This window comes from Bradyrhizobium sp. AUGA SZCCT0158 (assembly GCF_018130065.1).
Taxonomy (GTDB): Bacteria; Pseudomonadota; Alphaproteobacteria; order Rhizobiales; family Xanthobacteraceae; genus Bradyrhizobium.
This window is the reverse complement of record NZ_JAFCME010000011.1, coordinates 67,882-94,296: the sequence shown is the minus strand read 5'-3', so window position 1 is coordinate 94,296 and position 26,415 is coordinate 67,882. Positions and strand designations below refer to the sequence as shown.

At 62.9% G+C, this 26,415-nt stretch carries 24 protein-coding genes; 13 read left to right on the top strand and 11 right to left on the bottom strand.

Going from position 1 to position 26,415, the window contains the following annotated elements; genetic code table 11:
* The first annotated feature begins 1 nt into the window (after nt 1).
* The 3 genes from JQ574_RS17745 to JQ574_RS17735 all read left to right on the top strand — a co-directional run bounded on the left by JQ574_RS17745 (nt 2) and on the right by JQ574_RS17735 (nt 1,924).
* The gene (locus tag JQ574_RS17745) at nt 2-739 is read left to right on the top strand and encodes an ABC transporter permease subunit (RefSeq protein ID WP_212207822.1); all 738 of its coding nucleotides are present in this window, start codon (nt 2-4) and stop codon (nt 737-739) included.
* The gene (locus JQ574_RS17740; protein WP_212207750.1) at nt 729-1,457 is read left to right on the top strand and encodes an ABC transporter ATP-binding protein; all 729 of its coding nucleotides are present in this window, start codon (nt 729-731) and stop codon (nt 1,455-1,457) included. Before JQ574_RS17745 ends, JQ574_RS17740 begins: the two co-directional genes overlap by 11 nt.
* 116 nt (nt 1,458-1,573) lie before the next feature.
* Complete coding sequence (locus tag JQ574_RS17735) at nt 1,574-1,924, top strand: hypothetical protein (protein ID WP_212207749.1); 351 nt, start codon at nt 1,574-1,576, stop codon at nt 1,922-1,924.
* 27 nt (nt 1,925-1,951) lie between these two features.
* Here the strand turns inward: JQ574_RS17735 and JQ574_RS17730 are convergent, their stop codons facing one another.
* The 3 genes from JQ574_RS17730 to pqqA all read right to left on the bottom strand — a co-directional run bounded on the left by JQ574_RS17730 (nt 1,952) and on the right by pqqA (nt 3,639).
* On the bottom strand, nt 1,952-2,188 hold the full coding sequence (locus tag JQ574_RS17730) for a hypothetical protein (protein WP_192736678.1): 237 nt from the start codon (nt 2,186-2,188) through the stop codon (nt 1,952-1,954).
* 122 nt (nt 2,189-2,310) lie between these two features.
* On the bottom strand, nt 2,311-3,177 hold the full coding sequence (locus JQ574_RS17725) for a hypothetical protein (protein WP_212207748.1): 867 nt from the start codon (nt 3,175-3,177) through the stop codon (nt 2,311-2,313).
* A gap of 381 nt (nt 3,178-3,558) precedes the next feature.
* A complete protein-coding gene (gene pqqA / locus JQ574_RS17720) occupies nt 3,559-3,639 on the bottom strand; it encodes a pyrroloquinoline quinone precursor peptide PqqA (RefSeq protein ID WP_192736930.1) in 81 nt (26 codons plus the stop codon).
* 347 nt (nt 3,640-3,986) lie between these two features.
* On the opposite strand from pqqA, the gene JQ574_RS17715 reads away from it, so the two are divergent.
* Genes JQ574_RS17715 through JQ574_RS17705 form a run of 3 tightly spaced genes read left to right on the top strand, consistent with a single transcriptional unit; the run spans nt 3,987 to nt 6,000 of the window.
* Entirely contained in the window at nt 3,987-4,757 is a 771-nt protein-coding gene (locus JQ574_RS17715) for a MotA/TolQ/ExbB proton channel family protein (protein WP_212207747.1), read from the top strand.
* Entirely contained in the window at nt 4,754-5,386 is a 633-nt protein-coding gene (locus JQ574_RS17710) for a hypothetical protein (RefSeq protein WP_212207746.1), read from the top strand. The genes JQ574_RS17715 and JQ574_RS17710 overlap by 4 nt, the downstream gene beginning before the upstream one ends.
* A 2-nt stretch (nt 5,387-5,388) precedes the next feature.
* On the top strand, nt 5,389-6,000 hold the full coding sequence (locus JQ574_RS17705) for a hypothetical protein (RefSeq protein WP_212383752.1): 612 nt from the start codon (nt 5,389-5,391) through the stop codon (nt 5,998-6,000).
* Nucleotides 6,001-6,040: 40 nt separating this feature from the next.
* On the opposite strand, the gene JQ574_RS17700 is transcribed toward JQ574_RS17705, so the two are convergent.
* Nucleotides 6,041-6,373, bottom strand: coding sequence for a hypothetical protein (locus tag JQ574_RS17700; RefSeq protein WP_212207744.1), 333 nt, complete (start codon nt 6,371-6,373; stop codon nt 6,041-6,043).
* A 160-nt stretch (nt 6,374-6,533) separates the two neighbouring features.
* On the opposite strand from JQ574_RS17700, the gene JQ574_RS17695 reads away from it, so the two are divergent.
* Nucleotides 6,534-6,788, top strand: a complete 255-nt coding sequence (locus tag JQ574_RS17695; protein ID WP_212207828.1) for a hypothetical protein — start codon at nt 6,534-6,536, stop codon at nt 6,786-6,788.
* Nucleotides 6,789-6,857: 69 nt separating this feature from the next.
* Here JQ574_RS17695 and JQ574_RS17690 read toward each other — a convergent pair whose 3' ends face one another.
* Nucleotides 6,858-7,826 (bottom strand): helix-turn-helix domain-containing protein, encoded by a 969-nt coding sequence (locus JQ574_RS17690; protein ID WP_212207743.1) that lies wholly within the window; start codon nt 7,824-7,826, stop codon nt 6,858-6,860.
* A gap of 410 nt (nt 7,827-8,236) precedes the next feature.
* Between JQ574_RS17690 and xoxF5 the strand changes: the two genes are divergently transcribed.
* The 5 genes from xoxF5 to JQ574_RS17665 all read left to right on the top strand — a co-directional run bounded on the left by xoxF5 (nt 8,237) and on the right by JQ574_RS17665 (nt 17,610).
* On the top strand, nt 8,237-10,042 hold the full coding sequence (xoxF5, locus tag JQ574_RS17685; RefSeq protein WP_212207742.1) for a lanthanide-dependent methanol dehydrogenase XoxF5: 1,806 nt from the start codon (nt 8,237-8,239) through the stop codon (nt 10,040-10,042).
* A gap of 108 nt (nt 10,043-10,150) precedes the next feature.
* On the top strand, nt 10,151-10,639 hold the full coding sequence (locus JQ574_RS17680; protein ID WP_212207821.1) for a c-type cytochrome, methanol metabolism-related: 489 nt from the start codon (nt 10,151-10,153) through the stop codon (nt 10,637-10,639).
* 67 nt (nt 10,640-10,706) lie between these two features.
* Nucleotides 10,707-11,816 carry an S-(hydroxymethyl)glutathione dehydrogenase/class III alcohol dehydrogenase gene (locus tag JQ574_RS17675; RefSeq protein ID WP_212207741.1) on the top strand — a complete coding sequence of 370 codons (1,110 nt, stop codon included), beginning with the start codon at nt 10,707-10,709 and terminating at the stop codon, nt 11,814-11,816.
* A 35-nt stretch (nt 11,817-11,851) separates the two neighbouring features.
* On the top strand, nt 11,852-12,421 hold the full coding sequence (gfa, locus tag JQ574_RS17670; protein WP_212207740.1) for an S-(hydroxymethyl)glutathione synthase: 570 nt from the start codon (nt 11,852-11,854) through the stop codon (nt 12,419-12,421).
* A 353-nt stretch (nt 12,422-12,774) separates the two neighbouring features.
* A complete protein-coding gene (locus tag JQ574_RS17665; protein WP_212207739.1) occupies nt 12,775-17,610 on the top strand; it encodes an NAD-glutamate dehydrogenase in 4,836 nt (1,611 codons plus the stop codon).
* Nucleotides 17,611-17,643: 33 nt separating this feature from the next.
* On the opposite strand, the gene JQ574_RS17660 is transcribed toward JQ574_RS17665, so the two are convergent.
* The 6 genes from JQ574_RS17660 to JQ574_RS17635 all read right to left on the bottom strand — a co-directional run bounded on the left by JQ574_RS17660 (nt 17,644) and on the right by JQ574_RS17635 (nt 25,532).
* On the bottom strand, nt 17,644-19,530 hold the full coding sequence (locus JQ574_RS17660) for an ABC transporter ATP-binding protein (RefSeq protein WP_212383750.1): 1,887 nt from the start codon (nt 19,528-19,530) through the stop codon (nt 17,644-17,646).
* 23 nt (nt 19,531-19,553) lie between these two features.
* Nucleotides 19,554-20,480 carry a glyoxylate/hydroxypyruvate reductase A gene (locus tag JQ574_RS17655; protein ID WP_212207737.1) on the bottom strand — a complete coding sequence of 309 codons (927 nt, stop codon included), beginning with the start codon at nt 20,478-20,480 and terminating at the stop codon, nt 19,554-19,556.
* A gap of 25 nt (nt 20,481-20,505) precedes the next feature.
* Nucleotides 20,506-21,834, bottom strand: a complete 1,329-nt coding sequence (locus tag JQ574_RS17650; RefSeq protein ID WP_212383749.1) for an FAD-binding oxidoreductase — start codon at nt 21,832-21,834, stop codon at nt 20,506-20,508.
* 144 nt (nt 21,835-21,978) lie between these two features.
* On the bottom strand, nt 21,979-22,854 hold the full coding sequence (locus JQ574_RS17645) for an ABC transporter permease (protein WP_212207735.1): 876 nt from the start codon (nt 22,852-22,854) through the stop codon (nt 21,979-21,981).
* Between the two features lie 3 nt (nt 22,855-22,857).
* Nucleotides 22,858-23,808 (bottom strand): ABC transporter permease, encoded by a 951-nt coding sequence (locus JQ574_RS17640; protein WP_212207734.1) that lies wholly within the window; start codon nt 23,806-23,808, stop codon nt 22,858-22,860.
* 26 nt (nt 23,809-23,834) lie between these two features.
* A complete protein-coding gene (locus tag JQ574_RS17635; RefSeq protein WP_212207733.1) occupies nt 23,835-25,532 on the bottom strand; it encodes a peptide ABC transporter substrate-binding protein in 1,698 nt (565 codons plus the stop codon).
* 238 nt (nt 25,533-25,770) lie between these two features.
* Between JQ574_RS17635 and JQ574_RS17630 the strand changes: the two genes are divergently transcribed.
* Complete coding sequence (locus JQ574_RS17630; RefSeq protein ID WP_212207732.1) at nt 25,771-26,406, top strand: helix-turn-helix domain-containing protein; 636 nt, start codon at nt 25,771-25,773, stop codon at nt 26,404-26,406.
* Nucleotides 26,407-26,415 lie beyond the last annotated feature (9 nt).

Sequence of the window (26,415 nt, the reverse complement as noted above, 5' to 3'; positions counted from 1 at the left end):
GGTGCCGCGTCTGCTGTCATTCGCCGTGTTCTTCGCGACCTGGTGGATCGCCTCGTTGCTCGCCGGCGACGCGAAGCTGCCGCCTCCGCCCACCGTCCTCGCGGCCATGCTTGCGGAAGCGAAGTCGGGTGACTTGTTCCTCAATCTCGGCGTGACATTGGCGCGCGTGGCGCTCGCCTTCACCCTGGCGATGTCGCTGGGTTCCGCCATCGGCTACCTGATGGGCCGAGTGCGGCTTGCCGACCGGCTGGGCGACCCCTGGCTGATCCTGCTGCTCAATCTACCCGCGCTCGTGGTCATCGTGCTCGCCTATATCTGGGCCGGATTGACGGAAATCGCCGCCATTGCGGCAATTGCCATCAACAAGCTGCCGACCGCCGTCGTGACGTTACGCGAGGGCGCGCGGGCACTCGACGCGGCGCTCGACGAAATGGCGACAGTATTTGCATTGCCGCGCTCAAGGACGTTCCGGCACGTCATATTGCCGCAACTGGCGCCCTATATCGCGGCCGCTGCGCGATCGGGCCTTTCTCTGGTCTGGAAGATCGTCCTAGTTGCGGAACTGCTTGGACGCCCGAACGGCGTTGGCTTCGAGATTGGCGTGGCGTTCCAATTGTTCGACATCCCGCTTTTGCTCGCCTACTCACTGAGCTTCGCGGCGGTCGTGCTCGTCATCGAAACCGTGTTGGTGCAGCCATTTGAGGCCCGGCTATCCCGGTGGCGCCCCCGTGCGGCTTGACGTCGATATAGCCAGCAAGAAGTTCAGGAACGCGGCGGGCGAACAGCACGACGTGATCGCCGGCGTGGCCTTTGCGCTCGATGCCGGAGAGGTCGGCGTTTTGGTCGGTCCATCCGGCTGCGGCAAGAGTACCATGCTGAGGATTCTCGCCGGCCTCGACCACGACTTTCAGGGACGCGTGGAGCGTCCGGCCGGCGCGCGCATCGGCATCGTATTCCAGGAACCGCGGCTGCTGCCGTGGCGATCGGTCGAGGAAAACGTGCGGCTTGTCGCACCCCTGGCCGACGAAACGAAGCTTTCGGCGCTGTTCGAAATTCTGGAGCTGAACGAGCATCGCAAGCATTTTCCCGGCGAATTATCGCTCGGCCTTGCCCGGCGCGTCGCGCTCGCGCGCGCGTTCGCCATCGAGCCGGATTTCCTCATTCTCGACGAGCCGCTGGCCTCGCTCGATGGCGCCCTCGCCGCGCGCCTGCGCGATCAGATTGCCATGCTGGTCGACGGCCGTTCCGTGATGACGCTGCTGGTGACCCATGACGTGGACGATGCGGCCCGCCTCGGCGACCGCTTGTTTCTGCTGTCGCCGCGCCCGGCCCGGGTTGTCGCCGATCTGCCCATCCGCACGCCGCGTCGCGCGCGGGGCGACGCCGAGATCGCGGCGATCAAGTCGGACATCATGCAGCGGATCAACGGCGGTCTCACCGGGCGGGATGCCTCATAGTTGCTCGATGTGATTCAGCGAGATTGAAAAGCACCAAAAACTTTCGAGACGGCGAAAAACCGGAAACGTCTGATAAGGTAGGAAGCGCTTGAGGCTTGCCGCGGGAGGATCTCATAATGCGATGGATACTGGCCTTGGTCGTGCTGTTGTTGGCGGGCGCCGGCGAACTCGCCGCGCAGAGCAAGGGCAAGGGCATCCGGCTCTGGAACCTGACCACCTCGACAATATCGGGTTTCCAGCTGTCGCCGGTCGGGAAGGACACTTGGGGACCTAACCTGACCCTGAACGACAAGGACAAGGAGGTCGACCACGACGAACGCCTTCGCATCACGGGCGTGGAGCCGGGACAATACGATGCCAAGGTAAGTTATCCCGACGCGCGGCAGTGCCTTGTGAGGGACATCGAGATCAAGGCGGATGCCGTATTTTCGATTGCCGACAAGGATTTAAAGGACTGCAACAAGTAACCCTTGCGGCGGCCTGACAGGATGGCTTCAGCCTGCGGGTGTCACTTCGCCCTTGTCCGCCCGGTCGTTGTGGTGCGGATATTCGCAGCGCCACTTGACCGCGGTCCATTTCGGATGCTCGCCGACCCATTGCGCGATATAGGGTTGCGCAGCCATGACGCATTGCCGCGGAGAAACATCCGATGAAAACACCAGATGCCGTTCTTCGCAGGTGGCCGGCGACAGCACGGCACACACGGTCAGTACCAGGTCGATCGCATTCATGCCTGAGATCCCAGAGCTAGTGCGTTGAATAGATAACACAAACAGCTACGTATCAGGCAGAGCAAAGTTTCACCACACCGTGAAAATCCGGTTCCCGGCGACCTCGAGTCAGCCGCACAGGCTCAAAAGTTAACGCCGAAAATCAGCCGCGCGTGATGGCGTTCGAAGTTGACGAGATCGAGCGCCGCATTCGATCCGGCCGGACGCCCCCATGCCTGAACGCTCCAGGCCGCGGTCAATCGTGAGCGCGGCGACAATTGAAAATAGGCGGTTGGTCCGACAAACAGCGCCTGGCCTTCGAATTCCTGCAACCCGATCCCTTCATATTGCCTGAGGTAGCGGGCTTCACCGCCGAGAAAGACGCCCGGACGTGTTTGCACCATCAAGGCGAGCGCGGCGCCGATGGTCGATTCCTGCTCTGCGGCTCGCGTGCCGACAAGGCGCGTCCATTCCGGCTGGTAAATCAGATTGAGCGCGGTGACGGCGACGTTCGGAATTATTTCGCGATCGAACGCCAGCGCCAGTCCCGCCCCGTAGCTTCGGACCGCCGCCGCGGAAGACTCGTCAATGCGGCTGCCGTGGCCTTCGACCGCGACGGTAAAACCGAATGGGGCGGCGTCCCGATCGAGAAACCGGTAGCGCAGGTCCAAGGAGACGCCTTCCCACGACAATTGGCGCCGATCCTCCAGGCCTGGAACGCCGCGGATGTAATGGGACGCAAAGCTGGTTCCCAACTCCACCCGAACATTTTTGGCAGGCACGAACTCCAATTCGAATTCCTGCCCGATCGCGCGATACTTTCCGCCATTCTTGGAAAATCGTCCGGTGGTCTCGCTCTGCAGCTCGCGCTCGCCGACAGTGCCGATATCCGTGCCGATCATGAAGCCGAACAGATGCTCGGTATCAATGCCTTCCGCGCAAACACCACCCGGAAGCAGCGCGGCGAGACAGACGAATACCACCCGGCAGGTGTTCGAACGAATTGGCATCCACGAGCCACAGGAATGAAAACGACGGGAATGAACGAGGCGTCACTGCCGGCACCCTAGCATGGCGCAGAGGGCTGCGGCCAAGGAATCGAAAGGCGTGTTCCCGGAATTCCGGATCATGGCACCCGGAGCCGGCACGAGGGCGCCCCCGTCAGGGAAGATCAAATGGCAAGCTTCTTCTGCAGGAAGCCTGACGCAAGCCGATCAATGCAAAGGGAGCTGGGTGCTGCGTGATTTCGCGAGGCGATGTTCTGAGATACTGAACCGGACTAATTCTCGCGCCGGACTAAATCTCGAGCCGGACCAGATCTTGAACCGGACGCCTGCCACGGCTCGAGCAACAGAATGCAGCCAGAGCCGGGCAGATCGTTTCGGTGCAGTCTATTTGCGCGATGCGCAGGCGTACATGTTGATTTCCATGCCCACCGACACTTCGACAATTTTCGGAGTCTTCCAAGTCATTCGGGGTCCTCCCAACTAGTTTGGCGCGACGTTCACGCCGGAGCAGAACCTAGGGCGGCCCCGGACGCAGCGCAAGTACGGAACATCGACGCACAACGCTGGAGTGCCGCACCTGGCCGCCAATATTTCTCTCTCGGACAAAGTCACTTCGCTCCTAGACAAATCGGAACACCGGCTCGCTACGCGACATGAGCGCAATAGCGCACGGGCCGTGAAAGACCTCGTGCCCAACGGAAGCTTGAACACCACTTGACGAATTCGGTTTGCCTGCCCATGCGACATGTGGAAGGCTGGTGTTCTCTTGGGTCGAGGTTCTTGGGTCCAGGTTCTTGGGTCGAGGTGTCCGGATGCCAACGGCGAGTGGCGATCTAGATTCTTTTGGTGACCGCGGGCCTCTGTTGCGATGGCTGGTCTTCACCGGGCTGTGGATTTTTGCGTTCTTTCTGTTGTGGCGCTTCGGCCTCATTCGGCAGATGATCGCTGGCGATCGCACCTATCTCTCGCCGATCATCGCGCTGCTCTATGTTGCGACGTCGCTGCATTGCCTGTGGCGCACGATCGTGATTGCGCGCGAGGGCGATGCGGCGCGCCGCACAGGCGCGTTGATCGCATCTGGATCGGGTCGCATTGATCTTGACGGCGACGCCGTCGTCGTCGAAGGCGTCGGCCTGCTTCCAACCGGCCTGGTCGCGGCCCACATTCGTGACCTTGCCGTCAAGGCACGCCTGCAGGGATCCCGCAAGCTCGATCAGACGCTGCTGCTGCGCGGACTGGCCAGCCGGCTACGCGGCTCCAACCAGTTTGGCGCCTTCGCCAGTGACACGCTGATGAAGCTGGGCCTGCTCGGCACGATCATCGGATTCATCATGATGCTGGCGCCAATTGCGGGGTTAGATCCCAGCGACCGCAGCACGGTCAGGTCTTCGATGAATCTGATGAGCGACGGCATGGCGGTCGCCATGTACACGACGCTCGCCGGTCTCGTCGGTTCCATCCTCGTCAGGATCCAGTACTACATGCTCGACGACGCGACCGCGAAGCTGTTTGCATTCGCCGTCGGGCTGACGGAAGTCCGCGTGGTTTCGATCCTGGAGAACAGGCCTGAGGCCGCGGAATGATCGACGAATATGACCTCATGCCGCAGGAGGAACCATTCGATCCGTTCGCGGTCATGCTGTTCAAGGCGCTGCAGGTCCTTGCCTTCCTGTTCTTCGTCGCATTGCTGGCCATCGCGCCCGAGGCAAAGGATGGCAAGATCGACAGCAAGGCGGAATTCCTCGTCACGATGGCCTGGCCCGACCAGCATCCTGATGACTTCGACATGTTCGTTCAGGACCCGCTTGGCAATATGGTCTGGTATCGGCGGCGCGAGGCTGGATTCATGCTGCTCGACCGCGACGATCGTGGCGGCGCCAACGATTTCATTCTGGTCAACGGCCGCAAGGTCCTGTCGCCGATCCGCCAGGAGACGGTCAGCATCCGCGGCATCGTCGCCGGCGAATACACTGTGAATATCTATCATTTTATCGCGATGGGCCGCGAACCCGTGCCGGTCTCGGTGAAGGTCGAGAAGCTCAATCCAACGGTTCAGGTCGTCCACTACGACAAGATGATGATGCAAAGCGCGGGCACCGAACGCACCGCCGTCCGCTTTTCGATCGACGCCAGCGGCGGCATCGTCGATGTCAACCATCACGAGAAATCGCTGCTGCAGACGCTGCGCAACCGGCTCAGCAAGAGTGGCTGACCATGGAACTGCAGAAGGAAATCGTGGGTCTGTCGATTGCCTACGCGCTGCTGGCGGCGTTGTTGCTGATCTTTGTGGTGCGCGCCCGCGTATCCTGGCAGCTCAAGGCAGCGGCCGTGCTTGTCACCAGCGTCTACTACTGCGTGGCGTTCTTCCGCATCGAAGGCCTGGCCGGCTGGTCGGCGCCCGCACCGCTGCCGTCGCAGTTCCAGTTGTTGTGGGCGCGGGTTGTCGAGCCGAACCCGCTCGATCGCGATCCCGGTGCGGTGCATATCTGGGTCGAGGAACTCGATGCCGCCAATCTTCCGAACGGTCAGCCGCGGGCCCATCGCCTGCCCTATTCCGCGGCACTCGCGCACAAGGTAACCGCGGCGCGCGACGAGATCATGAAAGGCCATCCGCAGGGCGGACGCGCGGCCGATTATGGATCCGGCAATGGGCAACCCGCGCCGGAAGGTCCCGCCGATGTCTCGACGCTTCGCCCGACGGCCGCACCGGGCGGCGATCCGATGAGCGGCGGTCCGCTCGATCTATCGTTCCTGACCGGTGAAGCCGGCAATATCGAATTCGCACCGCTGCCCGCTCCGATTCTTCCACCGAAGGACGGGCCCTGAAGGCTGTTCAATGCGGCGCATGTTTCAGCCGTCGGCGCGTTTAGCAGTCCTCATCGGCTTTCGCGGTCTGGCCGTCAGGCTTGGCGCCTTGGGCCTCCTGCGCGGCCGTCGGCTGACCTTGCATCTGCTTTTGTGTGTCCTGCGAAGACGCTGCAACATCGTCGGTTGCACGATTCATCGTGCTGGTTGCCGCGTGTTCCCTGGTGTCGGAAGCCTTGCCGGTGGTCTGGCCACTGCCAACCGATGCGGGTCCGGAACCCGCGTCCTTCAGATTTGCGGCGCGACCGGTGGTGTCGCACGGGCCTGCCATTGCGGTGCTGATGCTCAAAACAGCGATCGAGCAAGCCGCGAGAATGAGTCGTTTCGTGTTCATCTGATCCTCCTTGGACCTGCCGCGCGCCCCGGCACGTCAGGACGGAGGAGCAACCGGTTCGAAGGCCACGGGTTCCGGGTGGCGGGTCGAATCTCGCTATTGTTTAATCGGGCGCACCTCATGTTCCGATCAGTGCCAACAAATTGCGAGGCGATTTCACATGCGACCATTGATCTGCGGAACGCTCGCGATCTTTCTCGCCGTCTGCCCAGGGCCAGCGGCCGACGCCCAGGACAATTCGCGACTCGGGCAGCCGACACCGGATTCAGCAAACCCGCCTGCGACACTGACCGGCAAGGAGCGTCTCGGCAGGAAATGGATGGATGAGCAGCGGATCGACAATTGCAATGTGCCGATCGACAAGCGTGGGTCGCAGCCACGGCCAAGCGTCTGCCCGCATGTTCCGATGGGTTGATCAAGCGCTCACACGCCGCCGTCTGGACGTGGCAGAACACGTGACCGATGCGGGGTTAAGCGAGGGCGCCTAGGAAGCGTCTGGAGCCGGGCTGCTGTGCTGCGCCTTCTGGATCGAAGACGGAACAATGCCGAAATACCTGCGGAAGACCCGGCTGAAGTGGGAAGAACTCGAAAAGCCCCATGAAAATGCGACATCCGTGACGGTCTTGCCGCCGTGCGTCTCCAGTTCGTGGCGGCAGTTCTGCAACCGTGCCTGCCAGATATAGTCGCTGACGGTCATGCCCCGGTCGCTGAACAGCATGTGCAGATAACGCTTGGTGCAGCCCAGCGCCGCGGAAATCTGATCGATGCACAGATCAGGATCGCGCAGATGTTCGCGGATGAAGGCCTGGGCGCGAATATACATCGCCTCGGGGCCGCCGCGATCGAAACTCGCGTCCGCCTCGCGCAGCGGCAACAGCAACAGATCGATCAGCGAATCGGCGACGACGACCGCGTTGTTCGGTGACAGTCTCGCAGCCTGGTCAAATGCGGCATGAACGAAGTCATAGGCAATGCGGCCGGTGCCGGTGCGCGCCGAGAGCTTGCACGCCGACATCCGCGCTGTATGGAAGCCGCGCTCCTGCAGCAGCGCCTTCGGCACGATGACGACCTCGTGCCGCGTCAGCGCCGGACTGACGATCGTATGCGGGCAGGATACATCATAGGCAAGACAATCGCCGGGCATCAGCTCGATGCGCCGGCCCTCCTGCTCGAAATAGGAAACGCCGTGCGTCTGAAACAATATCTTGACGTAGGGATGCTCGCTGGCTTTTGAACGCGACACGGTGTGCGCGATGCGATGCTGGCTCACCTCGATCTGACAGAGCTTCAGCTTTGAGACCGTCGTGTAATTGACACGCGCTTCGAGCGACGAAGCCTTCAACGGATCTATGTCAAATTGGCCACAAAGATCCGTCAGTGCATCCGACCAGCACTGGATCTGCTTCTTCGGCGACAATCCCGAAGTGGTAAGCGAGTGGACCGTATCAACCATTTCCAGCCACCGATTCGAGAAACGTAACTGTTGCCGCGGAAGACTCGGTCACGGTGAAGTTTGATTTACCTCAATTTAGAACGGTCGTTGTTGCCTAAGCAACGTATGTCCCGGCATCCACTTGACAATCCTCCGACTTAGTTTCTGCGCCGTCAAGGGGAAGGTTCGCCTCGATCGTGCGACATCCGTCGTAGTGCGCCGCACAGTGGCTGCCCAAACCGCTGCCTTATGTGTGGCAACCCCCACAGCGATTCGGCAGGAAAACAGAAATCTCGCCAAGGTTCGCTTTGGAGCAAATGCCCTTCCCTCTTGGGCAAGTTTCCCATTCCCGAACGGGATAAAGATACGGGACAAAATCGAAAAAGTGGGCCGCCTCGGCGGTACCTGGGCTTCATCAGTGGGAGGACGCAATGCGCAGACTGCTAGTTGCAACTTGTCTTGGTTCCATGGCGGCGTTCGCCGTGGGCAGCGCCGTAGCCAACGAGGAATTGATCAAAATGTCGCAGAACCCAAAGGATTGGGTGATGCCGGCAGGCGACTACGCCAATACGCGCTACTCGAAACTCAACCAGATCACGGCGGCCAATGTCGGCAAGCTCCAGGTCGCCTGGACCTTCTCGACCGGCGTGCTGCGTGGCCACGAAGGCGGACCGCTCATCATCGGCAACATGATGTATGTCCACACGCCGTTCCCAAACAAGGTCTATGCCCTTGACCTATCCAAGGACCAACAGATCGTCTGGAAGTACGAGCCGAAGCAGGATCCGAACGTCATTCCGGTGATGTGCTGCGACACCGTCAACCGTGGCGTGGCCTATGGCGACGGCAAGATCTTCCTGCACCAGGCCGACACCACGCTGGTCGCTCTCGATGCCAAGACCGGCAAGGTTGAGTGGTCGGTAAAGAACGGCGATCCCGGCAAGGGCGCTACCGGCACTTCCGCACCCCTCGTCATCAAGGACAAGGTCCTGATTGGCATTTCCGGCGGCGAGTTCGGCGTGCAGTGTCACGTCACCGCATACGACATCAAGTCAGGCAAGCAGGTGTGGCGGGCGTACTCCGAAGGGCCGGACGATCAGCTCCTGGTCGACCCCGAGAAGACGACCGATCTCGGCAAGCCGATCGGCAAGGATTCCAGCATCAAGACCTGGCAGGGCGACCAGTGGAAGATCGGTGGCGGCTGCACATGGGGCTGGCTGTCCTATGACCCCGCGCTCAACATGGTCTACTACGGCTCGGGAAATCCCTCGACCTGGAACCCGAAGCAGCGCCCGGGCGACAACAAGTGGTCGATGACCATTTTTGCCCGCAATGCCGACACCGGGATGGCCCGCTGGGTCTATCAGATGACGCCCCATGACGAATGGGACTATGACGGCGTCAACGAAATGATCCTGAGCGATCAGCAGATCAATGGCACGGAGCGCAAGCTTCTCACCCATTTCGACCGCAACGGGCTCGCCTATACGATGGACCGCGTCAACGGTGAATTGCTGGTGGCCGAGAAGTACGACCCGAAGGTCAACTGGACCACCGGCGTCGACATGAACAAGAGCTCGCCGACCTACGGCCGCCCCAAGGTCGTCGCCCAATATTCGACGGAACAGACCGGCGAGGACAAGAATACCAAGGGCATCTGCCCGGCCGCGCTCGGCACCAAGGACGAGCAGCCGGCAGCCTACTCGCCGGACACCCAGCTGTTCTATGTGCCGACCAACCACGTCTGCATGGACTATGAGCCGTTCAAGGTGAGCTACACCGCAGGCCAGCCCTATGTCGGGGCGACGCTCTCGATGTATCCACCTCCCGGCGAATCCCACATGGGCAACTTCATTGCCTGGGACAACAAGACCGGCAAGATCGTGTGGTCGAACAAGGAGCAGTTCTCGGTGTGGTCCGGTGCGCTCGCCACCGCCGGCGGCGTGGTGTTCTACGGAACGCTCGAAGGCTACCTCAAGGCAGTCGATGCCAAGACGGGCAAGGAACTCTACAAGTTCAGGACCCCGTCCGGCATCATCGGCAACGTCACGACCTATGAGCAGGGCGGCCGGCAGTATATCGCAGTTCTGTCCGGCGTCGGTGGTTGGGCGGGCATCGGCCTTGCGGCCGGTCTGACCGATCCGACCGCTGGTCTCGGCGCGGTCGGCGGCTACGCCGCCCTGAGCAACTACACGGCACTCGGCGGATCACTGACCGTATTCGCCCTGCCGCAGTAAGCCGAACCATCTACGTTCCGGCGCATGGACTGGCTCCATGCGCCGGAGCACTTCCCAACGAATCCCGAGGACAATCTCTTGCGTAAAATCTGGTTTGTGGGCGCCGCAATGATCTTCGCGGTATCTGGCGGAATTACCCTCGCTGCAGACGCGGTCGATCCGACTGCCGTCAAGTCCGAGGACGGAAAGTACTTCGACAAGGAAGGCACTCCGACCTTCAAGGTCGCCCCTGACGGCACGGTGGATTGGTACACCTACTCCGGATACCGCCGCTATCACTCGGAATGCCATGTCTGCCATGGCCCCGACGGGATGGGATCGACCTACGCCCCAGCCCTCACCGATTCGGTCAAGACCATGAGCTACGGAGACTTCGTCGGCGTTGTCGCGAGCGGCCGCAAGAACGTGAGTTCGTCGCAGGAGAACGTGATGCCGGCGCTCGGCGATAATCCGAACGTCGCCTGCTACATGGACGACCTCTACATCTATCTGCGCGCCCGCGCCAATGACGCGGTCGGGCGCGTGCGTCCTGCCAAGAAAGAAGACAAGCCTGACGCCTACACCGAGGCGGAGAATTCTTGCATGGGCAGGAAATGATCATCCGGAGTGAGCGCGGGGGACAGGTGTCCTTGCAGCGCCCTCAAGACGAAAAGTGGAGTTGAGAATGAAGACGCGCGCAGCTGTGGCTTTCGAAGCAAAAAAGCCGCTCGAAATCGTCGAGGTCGACCTCGACGGGCCGAAGGCTGGTGAGGTCCTTGTCGAGATCAAGGCGACCGGGATTTGCCACACCGACGCCTATACGCTTGACGGTTTCGACAGCGAGGGAATCTTTCCGTCGATCCTCGGCCATGAGGGCGCCGGCATCGTTCGCGAGGTCGGCGCGGGGGTCACGTCACTGAAGCCGGGCGACCATGTGATCCCGCTTTACACGCCCGAATGCCGCCAGTGCAAGAGCTGTCTGAGCGGCAAGACCAACCTCTGCACCTCGATACGCGCCACGCAGGGCAAGGGCGTGATGCCCGACGGCACGTCGCGGTTCAGCTACAAGGGCAAGCCCGTCTTCCACTACATGGGCTGCTCGACGTTTTCGAACTTTACCGTGCTGCCGGAAATTGCGCTGGCAAAGATCCGCGAAGACGCTCCGTTCGACAAGAGTTGCTACATCGGCTGCGGTGTGACGACCGGGGTCGGCGCGGTGGTCAACACCGCCAAGGTCACGCCGGGCGCCAATGTGGTGGTGTTCGGACTTGGCGGAATCGGGCTCAACGTGATTCAGGGGGCCAAAATGGTCGGCGCCGACAAGATCATCGGAGTCGACATCAACGACAGCAAGGAAGCATGGGGTCGCCGCTTTGGCATGACCCATTTCGTCAATCCGACCAAGGTCGGCGGCGATATCGTTGCGCATCTCGTTACGCTCACCGACGGCGGCGCCGACTACACCTTCGACTGCACCGGCAACACGACAGTGATGCGCCAGGCGCTCGAGGCGTGCCATCGCGGCTGGGGCGTCTCTGTCGTGATCGGGGTGGCGGAATCCGGCAAGGAAATCGCGACCCGGCCGTTCCAGCTGGTGACCGGCCGGGTGTGGAAAGGCACTGCGTTCGGCGGCGCGCGCGGCCGTACCGATGTCCCGAAGATCGTTGACTGGTACATGAACGGAAAGATCGAGATCGACCCGATGATCACCCACGTCCTCACGCTGGAAGAGATCAACAAGGGCTTCGATCTGATGCACGAGGGCAAGTCGATCCGCTCGGTCGTCGTTTTCTAAAGCCAAAGAACGTCAAACATAAGGAGGATAGGCCCATGACTGTTCACATCCACCCATCGGTCGACAGCGGCGTCAAGAAGGGATCGGGCAGCTTTGCCGGCGGCACCCTTGTCTGCAAGTGCTCGGACAAGGCGGTCAAGGTCGGCATCAAGGGCGATGTCGCCCACAACCACGCCTGCGGCTGCACCAAATGCTGGAAGCCGGCAGGGGCAACCTTCTCGGTGGTGGCGGTCGTGCCGCGCGAGAATGTGTCGGTGCTGGAAAACGGCGACAAGCTGCAAATCGTCGATGCGTCGGCGGCGATCCAACGCCACGCCTGCAAGGCCTGCGGCACGCATATGTACGGCCGGATCGAGAACAAGGGACATCCGTTCTACGGCCTCGACTTCATCCACCCCGAACTATTCCAGGAAGCCGGTTCGGCGGCACCAGGGTTTGCCGCGTTTGTATCGTCCGTGATCGAAGCCGGCGTCGCTCCGTCGGACATGGCGGGGATCAGAGCCCGCCTCACGGAGCTCGGGCTCGAGCCCTATGATTGCCTGTCGCCGCCGCTGATGGATGCGATCGCTACCCACGTGGCGAAATCGAAAACCAAAGCGGCCTGACCCTTGCCATCGTCTACGACCGCCGGTGAGCTTACTGCCACCGGCGGAGCCTCGATCAACCGCGCAAGATTCGGCCTCGCCGATCAGCAAGGCTGCGCGAATTCGCCGCGGCGGGTGACTTTTCCCGACCTCCGATAACCTACCTGCCAGTAAGTCAAGCCCTCTCGAAGCCGGCTGAAACGCATACTGAAGATGCGTTTCTCGAGATTTGATGGCATAATCATCAAGGGCTGCTGAGGCTCCGAGACCGAGGATTGCGCGTACGCGATCAATCCCGGCCAAAGCGATGCGCCCAAAGAGATGCACTCCAGAATCCAGCGAACGATCGCGGCTGCGGTCAGACGGCGAGAGAAATGGAGGACCTTATGGCGTCGTGGCGTGACGACAAGGCCCGGGCGACCCTGATCCGCGAAGCTGCGGGTAACGTGCAGCCAGGCAAGGCGCCCCGATCCTTTGCCGAGCATCTGTTCGGCCATACCAATCTCGAGGACCTCGCCAACTACGATGCGGCCTCCCTGGCCTTCCTGGCGGAACAGGCCTGGGAGCATGTGCAGCAACGCACGACGGGCCGTGCCGACATCCGTGTCGTCAATCCGATGATGCCCGACGGGCGCGAGATTTCCGTGCTCGAAGTTCTCAACGACAACATGCCCTTCCTGTTCGATTCCACCATGGCGGAGCTCGCCGAGCGGGGCATCGAGGTCACGCTGGTCGCCCACCCGATCATCGCCGTGGAGCGCAACGACCAAGGCAAGCTGGAGCATTTCCACGGCGAAGCGCTGCCCGAGGGAGCAAAGGGCGAACGCGAAAGCCTGATTCATTTCCACATCGCGCGCCTGGACGCCGATGCCGACCGCCAGAAACTGATCGAGGGCCTGACCAGGACGCTCAACGACGTGCGCGCCTGCGTCGGCGACTGGCGGGCCATGCGCGCCCGGGTCGAGCAGGCGATCATGACCTTCCGCTCCAATCCGCCGCCGCTGCCGATCGACGAGGTGGCCGAAGCCAACCAGTTCCTGCAATGGCTGTGCGCCGACAATTTCACCTTCCTGGGCTTGCGCGAATATCGATTCTCGCCCGACGCCGATGCGCCGGACGACATCAGCACCGGCGAAGGCCTCGGCATCCTGCGTGATCCCGATGTGAAGGTTCTTCGCCGCGGCGCCGAAATGGTGGTCATGACGCCGGAAATCCGCGAATTCATGCGCGAGCCGACCGTTCTGATGGTGGTCAAGGCGAATGTGAACAGCCGTGTTCATCGGCGTGTCCGCATGGATTATGTCGGCATCAAGCTCTATGCGTCCGACGGGCGGCTCGAGGGCGAGTTGCGCCTCGTCGGCCTGTTCACCTCGGGTGCCTATACCCGCTCGGCGCGGCAGATCCCCTATGTCCGCCACAAGGTCGAACAGGTGCTGCAGCGCGCCGGCTTCGACCCAGCCAGTCACTCAGGCAAGGCGGTCCTGCATATCCTCGAAGATTATCCACGCGACGAGCTCTTCCAGCTCGATGCCAAAACGCTCTACAATTTCGTCATGGAAGTCCTGACGCTCTATGAGCGTCCCCGCGTGCGGGCGCTGGCACGGGCCGACAAGTTCGACCGTTTCGTCTCCATCCTCGTCTTCATCCCGCGCGAGAAATATGACACCGATGTGCGCACGCGCGTCGGGGACTTCCTGGCGCAGGTCTACAAGGGGCGCCTGGCGGCCTCGTACGCTTCCTTCCCCGAGGGATCGCTTGCGCGCGTCCACTACATCATCGGGCGCTATGACGGCAAAACGCCTGTCGTCGAGCGCGCTGCGCTGGAAGCCGAGATCAGCACCATCGCCGCGACCTGGGGCGACAAGCTGAAGGCGGCGCTCGCCGCCTCCACCGACGGCATGCGAGCGCGCATGCTCGCCAACCGTTACGCCCAGGCCTTCACTGGCGGCTACACCGAGGCCTTCGGCACCTCGCAGGCGATTGCCGATATCGCCACCATCGAAAAGCTCACCCCGGCGCGACCGGTGGCGATTTCGGCCCACCATATCGAGGGCGAAGACGATCCAACGCGCTTCGGTCTCAAGGTCTTCTCGCTTGGCGCGCCCCTGTCGCTGTCGTACCGGGTGCCGGTGATCGAACATCACGGCCTGCGCGTCGTCAACGAGCGCACCTATCAGATCGTGCCTCGCGCCATGCCGGCGCCGGCGCCGGTATGGCTGCACGACATGACGATCGAGGCCAACGACGGCAAGCCGATCGTGATCAGCTCGGAATTCGGCCATCGTCTGGAAGCCTCGATCATGGCGGTGGTCGGCGATCGGGCCGAATCCGACGGATACAACGCCCTCATCCTGCGTACGGCCCTGAGCTGGCGCGAGGTTTCGACCATCCGCGCGCTCTCCCGCTACCTGCACCAGATCCGCGCGCCGTTCAGCCAGGACTACATGTGGGAGACCTTGCGCAGGAACACCGCGATCACCGCCAGCATGGTCGCGCTGTTCCAGGCCCGCCTCGATCCGCGCCTCGCCGCCACCGACGCCGAGCGCTCGGCACGTGAGGCGACCCTCCTCACCGAGATCGAGGAGCAGCTCAAATCCGTCGCTTCGCTCGACGAAGACCGCATCCTGCGCCGCTTCACCAATCTGGTGCAGGCAGCCATCCGCACCAATCTGTGGCAGATCGGCCAGGACGGACATCCGCGTCCGGTAATCTCGTTCAAGTTCGACGCGCGCAAGATCGAGGACCTGCCGGCCCCGCGGCCGCTCTACGAGATCTTCGTCTATTCGCCGCGTGTCGAAGGTATTCATCTGCGCTTCGGCAAGGTCGCGCGCGGCGGGTTGCGCTGGTCTGACCGGCCGCAAGACTTCCGCACCGAGATCCTCGGCCTGGTCAAGGCCCAGCAGGTCAAGAACGCCGTGATCGTGCCGGTCGGCGCCAAGGGCGGCTTCGTGCCCAAGCGCCTGCCGCCGCCCTCCAATCGCGACGCCTTCATGGCCGAAGGCACCGAAGCCTATCGCATCTTCATTCGCTCCATGCTCGAACTCACCGACAATCTCGACGGCGACGACATCGTGTCGCCCGACTCCACCGTGCGGCATGACGGCGACGACCCCTACCTCGTCGTCGCCGCTGACAAGGGCACCGCCACCTTTTCCGACATCGCCAACGCGATCTCGACCGAGAAGAACCATTGGCTCGGCGACGCCTTCGCCTCCGGCGGCAGCCAGGGCTATGACCACAAGAAGATGGGGATCACGGCGCGCGGCGCCTGGGAGGCGGTGAAGCGCCACTTCCGCGAGCTCGGCACCGACATTCAGACCATGCCGTTCACCGCCGCCGGCGTGGGCGACATGTCCGGCGATGTGTTCGGCAATGGTATGCTGCTGTCGCCGGCGACCAGGCTGGTCGCGGCTTTCGATCACCGCGACATCTTCATCGATCCCTCGCCCGACCCGGCCGTCAGCCACGCCGAACGCCTGCGCATGTTCAACCTGCCGCGGTCGAGCTGGCAGGATTACAACAAGGGGCTGATCTCGCAAGGCGGCGGCGTGTTCTCGCGCTCTCTCAAGGCCATTGCGCTCGCCCCGGAAGTCCGCAGCCTGCTTGATCTCGACAAACCGCAAGCCACGCCGTTCGAGGTGATGACGGCGATCCTGAAAGCGCGCGTCGACCTGCTCTGGTTTGGCGGCATCGGCAGCTATATCCGCGCGTCGGGGGAAAGCGACGATCAGGTCGGCGATCGCGCCAACGATCCGATCCGCGTCACCGGCGCCGATATCCGTGCCCGGGTGATCGGCGAGGGCGCCAACCTTGGCGTGACCCAGCGCGGCCGCATCGAAGCCGCGCAGAAAGGCGTCAGGCTCAACACCGACGCGATCGACAATTCGGCCGGCGTGAACACCTCCGACGTCGAGGTCAATATCAAGATCGCGCTGGCGCGCCCCGAGCGCGAGGGACACCTCAGTGCGGCTGACCGCAACAGCCTGCTGGCCGCGATGACCGACGAGGTCGGCGCCCTGGTGCTACGTAACAATTATCTGCAGACGCTGGCGCTTTCGCTGGCCGAACGCAAGGGCCTGGCAGAGACCGGATTCCTCACGCGCCTGATGCAGTCGCTCGAGCAGCGCGGCCTTCTCAGCCGCGCTGTGGAATTCCTGCCCGACGACGCGGCGATCGCCGAACGCGCCCGGCGCGGCCAATCCCTGACTCGGCCGGAACTTGCCGTGCTGCTTGCCTACGCCAAGCTGACGCTTTACGACGATCTGCTCGCCGCCAGCGTGCCTGACGATCCGTATCTTGCCCGCGAATTGTCTCAGTACTTCCCGCGCGAGGTTAAGGACAAATTCCCCGCTGCAGTGGAACAGCATCGCCTTCGGCGGGAGATTGTCGCCACCAGTCTCGCCAATGCCGTCATCAATCGCGGCGGCCCGGCGTGTGTCGTGCGCCTGATCGACGAGACGGACGCCGAGGCGTCGACCATTGTCATGGCCTTCGTGGCGGTGAATGAATCCTACGGTCTGAAGCGGCTGAACGACGCGATCGATGCGCTCGACACCCGCATCGACGGGCAATTGCAACTTACCCTCTACGCCGCGATTCAGGATCTCCTGCTTTCCCGGATGGTCTGGTATGTGCGCAACGTCGATTTCAAGGCCGGTCTGGACCCGGTCATCGCGCGCTTCGGCCCGAGCATCCGCGAGATCGTCGCTGGGCTCGACAAGACCCTTCCGGAGGACTTGCTGGCCGGGCGCGGCAAGCGACGGCAGGACCTGATCGATGCCGGCGTCCCAGCCGACGTCGCAGGCGAGTTCGCCGATCTCGACGCCTTGGTCTCGGCACCGGATATCGTGACTGTAGCGGAGCGCACCAGCCGGACCATCGGCGACGCCGCCGCTACCTTCTTCGCCGCCGAGGCTAATTTCCGTCTCGATCGCCTTATCGCCGCGGCACGCAGCGTCCCGGCCAACGATAACTACGAACGTCTCGCCATTGATCGCGCCATTGACCAGATCGCAGCCGCCGAAAGAAGGCTGGCTGCGGACATGCTGGCAACCGGCCAATGCGGCCAGGAGGCCGCCGGGAGCTGGCTGGCGGCTCATCCTGAAGCGACGCGCATTCGCCGCTCGGTCGAGGAGATTGTGGCCAGCGGCCTGACGCTCGCGAAGCTGACGGTGGCGGCGAACTTGCTCGGAGATATGGTGAAGGGCTGAGCAGGCGCGCTCACAAGCGATTCGGGATACCAGTTAGCCCGACCATTCTTCGTCCCAAACCTGGACGACGTGGCCCGGTGTGACCTCGCGGTACTGGCGGACCGGAGGCTGGTAGTCGGGCGCGCGCACGGGACTTTTGATTTCGTCGTTGGATACACCGCGCTTCTCGGCGCGGCGCGCAGGATCGGGGATCGGTACGGCCGCCATCAGCTTCCTGGTATAGGGATGCTGCGGATTCCCGAACACCGCCGCGCGGGGTCCGATCTCGACAATTTCGCCGAGATACATGACAGCGACACGGTGGCTCATCCGCTCGACGACCGCGATGTCATGGGAGATGAACAGATAGGCAAGACCCATGCTCGCCTGAAGGTCGAGCATCAGATTGACTACCTGCGCCTTGACCGAGACGTCGAGCGCCGAGACCGCCTCGTCGGCGATGATCAGCCTGGGCCCGAGCGCCAACGCGCGGGCGATGCAGATGCGCTGGCGTTGCCCGCCGGAAAACTCGTGCGGAAAGCGCGACGCCATATCCGCCGTCAGTCCGACGCGAACCAATAGATCGGCAACCTTGTCGCGCGCCTGCGACGAAGAAGCCAGTCCATGGGCATAGAGCGGCGCGGCGACCGCCGAGCCGACCGACATGCGCGGATTGAGGCTCGCGAACGGATCCTGGAAGACGATCTGCATGCGCTTGCGCAACGCACGCAGAGCCCAGGCGCCCATGCCGAGGACATCCTCGCCATCGACCAGCACGGAGCCGCTGTCCGGCTCGACCAGCTTGAGGATGGACCGTCCCGTCGTCGACTTGCCGCAGCCGGACTCGCCGACAAGCGCCAGTGTTTCGCCGGCGTGCACGCTGAAGGATATGTTCTCCACCGCATGGACGCGGCCCGAGACCTTGCCGAACAGGCCGGAGCGGATCGGAAACCGCGTGGTCAGGTTGGCGACGTCGAGCACCGGCCGCTCTGATGCGGCGACCGTATCGGGCGTCTCCGTCGGTTCATCCGACGTTCCCGTTACCTTGTCGACGATCGGAAATCGCATCGGCCGCGCCCGCCCTTCCATGGAGCCGAGACGCGGCACAGCGGAGAGAAGCGCGCGGGTATAAGGATGCGAAGGCGCGGCGAAGATCCGTGCGGTGCTGTCGGCTTCCACCGCCTGGCCGTCATACATCACCACGGTGCGGTCCGCGATCTCGGCCACCACTCCCATGTCATGCGTGATGAAGAGGATCGACATATCCTCTTCTTCCTGCAGAACCTTGAGGAGTTCGAGGATCTGCGCCTGGATCGTGACGTCGAGCGCGGTGGTCGGCTCGTCGGCGATGAGCAGCTTCGGCCTGCAGGCCAGCGCCATGGCGATCATCACGCGCTGGCGCATGCCCCCGGAGAAGCGATGGGGATGTTCATGGAAACGCGACTTCGCCGCCGGGATGCGGACCCTCTCGAGCAGGCAAACGGTCTCGGCCTCGGCCGCCGCGCGCGACATGCCCCGATGGTAGATCAGCGCTTCGGCGATCTGGAAGCCGATGGTCAGCACCGGATTGAGGCTGGTCATCGGTTCCTGGAAGATCATGGCAACTTCGTTGCCGCGCACATCCTGCATGGTCTGTTCGGGCAGCGTCAGGAGATCGCGACCCGCGAGCTTGATGCTGCCCACGATGCGGCCGCTCTCCTGCGGAATGAGCCGCATGATGGAGAGCGCGGTGACGCTCTTGCCCGAGCCAGATTCCCCGACGATCGCCACAGTCTCCTTCGCGGCAACGTCGAACGACACGTTCCGGACGACGGGAATCCATTGCCCGTCGCGGATGAACGAGGTGGTCAGACCCGCGATCGACAGCACCGGCGAACCCGCTGCCTGGGCCGGCTTCACGCCGGTGGCGAGATGGTCAAGTCCGCTTGGGCCAATACTCATCCTGAAGCTTTCAATGCACGGTTTCAGTAGCCGCGGTCACGATCGACACGCCCCGGCAAGATTTCACCGCGGCGGTGGCGACCGATGGTATCGAGCACGAATTCGACCGCCGTTTCCGGCGTCGTCATGCTTGCGATATGTGGTGTGAGCAGGATGCGCGGATGGTTCCAGAACGGGTGGCCTGCCGGCAGCGGTTCCTGTTCGGCGACGTCAAGAACGGCTGACGACAACAGGCCGCGCTCCAGCGCCGCAATCAGGTCTGCCTCGACCAGATGCCCGCCCCGCCCGACATTGACGAGTTGAGCGCCACGCGGCAGCGCCTCGAACAGACTCATATTCAGGATGCCGCGGGTTTCATCGGTCAGCGGCAGCAGGCAGACAAGGATGTCGGTCTGCGCCAAAAAATCCAGCAATGTCTCCCGGCCCGCATAACAAGTGACACCCTCTATGGTGCGTGGGGAGCGGTTCCACCCCGCGAGCGGAAAGCCGAATAGTTTGAGCCGTTCAAGCACCGCCTGACCGAGCAGGCCGAGGCCCATCACGCCAACACGCCGTTTCGCCGCCGGCGTGATCCGGATCTCGCGCCAGATCTGCTGGCGCTGCTGGGCGATGAGGTGCACGAGATCGCGATGCAGTGCGAGCACGGCCATGGTGGCATATTCAACCATGCCTTCCGCAATGCCGGGCTCCAGCATGCGGATGAGCGGAACATGAGGCGGGAGCTGCGAGAAATCGAATTGATCGACCCCTGCCCCGACCGAGAAGACGAGTTCGAGATTGCGGAAGGTTGTGGCGATGTTTTCCGGCGGGCTCCATACCGCGAGATAGCGTACCTCTGCCGGATCGCCGATATCAGGCCAGAGCCGGAACGGCAGCTCCGGGGCGCGCGCCGCAAAATGGCGGGCCCATTCGAGGCCGCGGGTTGCATTCGCCTTGTAGAGGAATGTCATGGCGAGCTGCCCCGATCCGGCACCGCTAGAACAGGCTGACCGGCGCCAGCGGCCGGCCGTCGATCAGGCGCATATGGCTGTAGGCCGCCGGATCGACCAGCGGCGTTTCGCCCGTGACGAGGTCGGCAGCGAGCTTGCCGGCTGCCGGGCCAATGCCGAAGCCATGGCCGCTGAAGCCGGTCGCGAGGAAAAACCCTGGCATCGCATCGACAGGTGAAATCACCGGAATGGTGTCGGGCGTCGTGTCGATGGTGCCTCCCCAGGCCTCCGCGACTTCGATGCCTTTCAACTCGGGATTTGACTTGATCAGCGCCGCGAGCGCCGAAGTGACCAGCGACATATCAGGCGCGGGATCGCGCACCCGCTCGGTCTCGAACGGCGAAGGCTTGTCGAGACTCCAGCTGGTGCCGCGCATGATCTGGTCGAAAAACGACTTTCCGAACGACAGCTTCAACCCCTTGCGGCGCTGCTTGTAGGTCGGCCAGAAGGTTTTGGCATAGCGAAACAGATCCGGCGACACTTCCACCGTGCCGCGGCCGCGCAGCGCCAGCGTAAAGCCGCCATCGAGGCGGCGGCGAATGCAATAGAAGTCGGTACCGAGCGCGCCCATCGTGATTTCCGGCGCCGGCGTGGTGCGGCACGCGGTGGCGTTGACGAGGCCGATCGGCAGCTCAATGCCGTGGCGCCGGCAGAACAGCGACGACCAGGCCCCACCCGCCAGCAGCACGGACTGCGTGCGAATGGCCCCCTTCTCGGTGACGACCGCGCTTACCTGTCCGCCCTGGGTTTCGAGCCCGCGCGCGGCGCAGCCCTGATGAATCGTTACACCGTGCTTGCGCGCGGCGGCCGCGAGCGCCGGCACGGCCATCGAAGGCTCGGCGCGCCCGTCACTCGGCGTGTGCAAACCACCGACCCAGCTATCGGCATTGCCGGGCACGCGCTCGGCGACCTCGGCCGCCGACAAGACGGTTGAATGAACCTGCTGTTCGCGGGCGATCTCGGCCCATTTCTCCCACGCGGCCAGTTCCTGCGGGTTCTTGGTCAGGAACAAGACACCGGTACGCCGAAAGCCGGCATCGACGCCGGCGTCGTTCTGCATGTCCTCCCACAGCCGCAGCGCCTCGCGGGCCAGCGGGATCTCGGCGCGGGCACGGCCCTGCTGGCGGCACCAGCCCCAGTTGCGGCTCGACTGCTCGGCGCCGACATGCCCCTTCTCGATCAGCGCGACGGAGTGTCCTTTCTTCGCCAGGTGATAGGCCGCCGAAACGCCGATGACGCCACCGCCGATGACGACGACATCGGCTTGCGCCGGCAAGCGTTCGTCGCTTGTGATGCGGCTGAGTGGCGGGGACATGAGACTCTCCTGACAGTAAAGTTGATCGAAGCTAGAGCCTTTTCCGTTCCGATTGTATCGGAACGGGCTCTAGGTTTTTGTTTTGACGCGTTTTCTTCAGGTGAACCGGTATCCACTTCGCTGGAAAACGCTCTGGTTGGCGCTTCATGGGATGTTCATGCGCGGATCGAGGGCGTCGCGCAGTCCGTCGCCGAGGAAGTTGAAGCTGGTCACGGCGAGCGTGATGGCAATGCCCGGCGCAATCGCAAGCCAGGGCGCACTCGTCATGTAGATCTGCGCATTGTTGAGCATGTTGCCCCAGCTCGCGGCCGGCGGCTGAATGCCGAAACCCAAATAGCTGACATAGGATTCGAGCAGGATCGCCTTGGCGACGTTGAGCGTCGCCGCAACCACGATCGGCGCCATGGCGTTTGGTACGAGTTCGCGGAACATGATCCGCAGGTTCGACGAGCCGAAGGCGACGGCGGCGATCGCGAACTCGCGTTCGCGCAGCGAACGGACCTGCGCTTCCACCACGCGGGCGACGCTCATCCACGCGGTGGCCGCGATCAGCAAGGTGGTGGTCATCAGGCCCGGCTCGGTGAGCGCCGCGAGCGCCAGCAGCAGAAAGATCGCCGGGAAGCACAGCACGGCATCGACGAACCGCATCAGCACGGCACCGATGACGCCGCCGTAGAAGCCCGCGAAAGCGCCGACCAGGATGCCGACCGCCATGGCGATGGTCATGGCGACGATGCCGATGGAGAGCGACACGCGGCCTCCCATCATCAGCCGCGCCAGCACGTCGCGGCCGAGTTCGTCGGTGCCAAGGATGTGGGCTCCCGACAATGGCGGCGCGAACCGCTTCATGATGTCGATAAAGGTGTCGTCGAACGGCAAAAGATAAGGGCCGAACGCCGAACCCAGCACGAGGATGACGATGGTCACGGCACCCGCCAGAGCCAGCTTGTGACGCCGGAAGCGCTGCCAGGCGGCCTGGCCAGGAGCAAGTTGGACGGTCTGCAAGGCTGCGGTGCTCATCGCCTATCCCACCCGGATCCGAGGATCGACGACGGCATAGAGGATGTCGGCGAGAAGCGAACCTATCAGCACCATCATGGCCGAAAACATCAGGATGCCCATCACGACCGGATAATCGCGATAGCCGATGGAATCGAGGAACAGCCGGCCCATGCCAGGCCAAGTGAAGACGGTCTCGGTGACCAGCGCGCCGCCGAGCAATGTTGGAAACTGAAGGCCCGCAACTGTTATCATCGGCAGCAGCGCGTTGCGCAAGGCATGCACCGTCAGGATGCGCCACTCCGGCATCCCCTTGGCGCGCGCCGTGCGGATGTAATCCTGGTTGATGACCTCGAGCATGGAGGAGCGCATGAAGCGCCCCCAGATGGCGGTCTCGACAAGCGCCAGCACGACGGCCGGTGCGATCAGATGATGCAGGAGATCGAGAAATGAGCCGTCACCTATCGTGTGCCGGTTGCCCGACGGCAACCAGCCGAGCTTCACCGAAAACAGATAGATCGTGACGAGCCCGAACCAGAACGTCGGAATGGAGAGCGCGATCATGGCGCCGACAGTTGCCAGCGAATCGAACAAGGAATAGCGGCGCACGGCGCCAAGCACGCCGATCCAGCAGCCGAGCAGAACCGCAATGAGGGTCGCTGTCGCCATCAGTTCGAGCGTGGCGCCGAGATGCGAGCCGATGACGGACAGCACCGCCTCGCCGTCCCGATAGGATCGGCCCCAGTCGCCCCTGACCATGCGGCCGAACCAGTCGAGATACTGGATCGGAAGCGGACGATCGAGGCCGAGCTGCCTGGTGACGCGATCGAGGTCCTCCTGCGTCATTTGCGCCGAGGCGGCGAATTGGGAGAGCGGGCCGCCAGGCGCCAGATGCAGGATCGCAAAGCCGAGCGCCGAGACAATCACCAGCAACATGATCGCCTGCATCAGGCGATTGGCGACGTAACGGGCCATTCAGGCAATCCCCCGGATCAGACGCGTCAGGTCCAGTACCATTCGCGGATGTTCCAGCAGTTGGACGAGGCGTTGATGTTGTGCCGGAAGCCCTGCAATCCTTCCTTGACGCCCTCGGTGATGGTGCCCTGGAACAGCGGCAGCACCGCGAGGTCGTTGCGGATCAGCTTCTGAAGGTCGCCATAGATCGCCTTGCGCCTTGCAAGATCGAACTGCTTGGCGCCCTCGGCGAGCAGCCGGTCGGCTTCCGGGCTTTGGTATTGATAGGTGTTGAAGCCGCGTCCGCCTTTGGCCGGGATGGCGCCCGAGCCGAAGCGCGGCGTCACGTCCGGATCGCTGCCCAGCATGAAGTTCACCGACACCAGGACCGAGTTGAACTTCGACTGCTGCCAGAACTCGCCCCAGATGACCGCAGCCGGCATGTTGTTCACGCGCATCGCAGCGCCGATCGCGCGCCAGTCCTGAATCAGCAGCTGCTGGGTTTGCTCGCGCACGGCGTTGCCGGACGTGGTCGAATTGGTGAATTCGAGCTTGGCGCCGCCCTTCTCGCGGATGCCGCCCGCGCCGCGGACCCATCCCGCCGCATCGAGCAGCGCATTTGCCTTCGCCGGATCGTAGCTGTGCTGCGGCAGGCCCTGCTGGAACGACCAGGCCTGCTGCGGCACAAAACTCTCGGTCTGCGTCGGCAGGCCGTAATTGAGCGCGTCGATGATCGCCTTCTTGTTGATCGCGAGATAAAGCGCCTCGCGCACCATGCGATCGGTGAATGGACCGAAATCCAGGTTCGGCGCGACATGCTCCACCGAGGCCGTCGACGACACGAAAATCTTGCGGCCACGCAGCGTTTTCGCCTCTTGCACGAAGTTCGGCAGGATTCCCTGCAAGCCGGTGTAGTCGACCTGGCCGGTGCGGAACTGGGTGTACAGGACGGTCAGGTCCGGGATGTATTTGAAAACGACGCGCTCCAGATAAGGCCCCTTGCCGTGGTAGCCGGTATGGGCGTGCAACAGGATATGGTCGCCAGGCACGCGCTCGCCCCAACGGAACGGTCCGGTCCCGACCGGTGCATTGTGGAACGGCGAGCTGTTCGGATCCGAGACCTTCTCCAGGATGTGTTTGGGCACCATGCAGGTCAGCGACAGGATCGACATATAGGGCGAATACGGCGCCTCCATGCGCCAATGAACCTCGTCGGGCGCGACGACCTTGATGTCCTTGACCAGGTTATGGCCGACGCGGTTGCGCGCGCGGAAATCCGTGTTGTTGATCAGCTCAAGGGAGAACTTGACGTCATCAGCCGTAAACGCCGTGCCATCATGCCACTTGGCGTTACTGCGCAGCTTGATCTTCCAGATCAGACCGTCGGCCGACAGCCCGCCGTTCTCGATGGTGGGGACTTCGCGGGCCAGGTCAGGAACGAAGTTTCCATCAGGATCGATGAACCACAACGGCGAGAAGACTTGCCACCAAACGCCCTGATCGACCTCGATACCGGGCATCAGGGGATGAAAGACGGTCGGCTCCTGCGACAGGGCCGCGATCACCTGCCCGCGTGGCTTGGCGGGCGGATTGCCCGGACGTTCGGTCTGGGCAAAGGCGGAGGCGGTGGCACTCAGCCCCGCCGCAGCGCCCGCGCCAAGCAGCATGAACTGCCGGCGGTTCGGTATGCCGAAGGCCGAGTTGCCCAATGCGGGAATGTCGAATTTGCCCGTTTCGTCCGCCATGACCGTCTCCGTTTTCGCGCGCGGTACCGATCCCCCGTGCCCGATCTCGAAAACCCGGCAACGCAGAGGTTAGCTGAGCTTTAGTACGTCTAATTATTTGCATCCAAATTTCATCATAGCTAAATAAACGAGTCAATCACATTGATGATATGGTCCGATTATTCGATGAAACTGATCGCCGCTTGTTCCGGTGGGTCAGAAACGGTTGGGGCTTTGAGACGATGTACGGGAGAGCGACATGGCTGGCCGCGGCGGCGTGAGCGTTCCGAAGAACGCCCAGGCGATCGAAAGCGACGACGCGGTCGATCAGCGGCGGCTTGGCGAGACGGTGCGGCTGCTGCGCCAGCGCGCAGGCTTCTCGATTCAGGACGTCGCCAAACGTACCGGCCTGTCCACCGGCATGATCAGCCAGCTCGAACGCGCGCTCGCCATGCCGTCCGTGCGCACCTTGCGTCTTCTCAGCATCGCTCTCGACGTGCCGATCTCCTATTTCTTCGGAGCAACCGACGCCGGCGAACCGCAGCGCTACATCGTGCGGAAGAATGACCGTCGGCTGCTTCGGCTCACCGCCAGCGGCGTCGTCAAGGAAGCGCTCACCCCTGCCGAGAAGGGTGAACTCGAACTTTATGAACTCACGCTCAATCCCGGCGGCTCGTCGGGCACCGACTTCTTCCAGCACACCGGTGAAAAGGCGGGCTACATATTGTCGGGCAGCCTGCGTCTGTGGCTCGACCACGAAGCCCATGTCCTGGAGGCCGGCGACAGCTTCCGCTTCCCGAGCATCGTGCCGCACATGTTCGACAATCCGACCCAGCAGGTAGCGCGCGTCATCTGGATAACGACACTGCGCCGAACCGATCCGCCTGCTGGTTGAAGTGCGGTG